Below are 1,045 nucleotides of genomic sequence, written 5' to 3'. Positions count from 1 at the left end.
AATAGTAATATGAAATCAACTAAAGAAGAAATCCAAGCTATCAAAACACTTTTAAAAGACTCTAGTACAGCTAAATATCATAAACGCCTTCAAATCGTTCTATTTCGTCTGATGGGTAAATCTTATAAAGAGATTATAGAGCTTTTAGGCTGTAATCAAACAACGATTTGGCCAACTGTAAAAAAATATGAGGAGTTCGGACTCGATTCTCTCCTTCAAGAAACACGTGGTGGTCGTAACCATGCATATATGACAATTGAGGAAGAGAAAGCCTTTCTTGCCTGTCATTTGAAGGCTGCAGAGGCAGGAGAATTTGTTACAATTGATGCCTTATTTCAGGCTTATACAAAGGAGTTAGGTCCTTCCTACACATGTGATGTCTTTTATCAACTCTTGAAGCGCCATGGTTGGCGAAATATTAGGCCACGTCCAGAACATCCCAAGAAAGCAGACGTTCAAACCATTGTCGCGTCTAAAAATAAAATCTCAATTCAAGAAGACAAGAAAGCGCTTTAAAACCAGTAGGCATTTTCGTAAGGTTCGCTTGATGTACCAAGATGAGGCTGGTTTCGGTAGAATCAGTAAACTGGGATCTTGTTGGGCTCCAATGGGAGTAGGTCCACATGTCCATAGTCACTATATACGAGAATTTTGCTATTGTTATGGAGCTGTTGATGCCCATACAGGCGAATCATTTTTCTTAATCGCTGGTGGATGTCATACTGAGTGGATGAACGCCTTTTTAGAAGAGCTTTCACAAGCTTATCCAGATGATTATCTTTTACTCGTTATGGACAATGCCATATGGCATAAATCAAGTACCTTAAAGATTCCGACTAATATTGGCTTTACCTTTATTCCTCCATACACACCAGAGATGAACCCCATTGAACAAGTGTGGAAAGAGATTCGTAAACGTGGATTTAAGAATAAAGCCTTTCGAACTTTGGAAGATGTCATGAATCAACTTCAAGATGTTATACAAGGACTGGAGAAGGAGGTGATAACGTCCATCGTTAATCGGAGATGGACTAGAATGCTTTTT

At 38.9% G+C, this 1,045-nt stretch carries 1 protein-coding gene; it reads left to right on the top strand.

The window, feature by feature from the left end:
- Positions 1–9 precede the first annotated feature (9 nt).
- Positions 10–1,045 (top strand): IS630 family transposase gene (locus tag B4W83_RS00870; protein WP_087148659.1). Its coding sequence is split into 2 segments (ribosomal slippage), with 1,038 coding nucleotides annotated over them: positions 10–506 and positions 505–1,045; the frame shifts between segments, so codons are not numbered across the junction. This gene is flagged as partial in the annotation.

The organism is Streptococcus pseudopneumoniae ATCC BAA-960 = CCUG 49455 (genome assembly GCF_002087075.1).
GTDB lineage: Bacteria > Bacillota > Bacilli > Lactobacillales > Streptococcaceae > Streptococcus > Streptococcus pseudopneumoniae.
The sequence above is the reverse complement of the archived record's forward strand: the minus strand, read 5'-3'. Positions and strand labels throughout refer to the sequence as shown.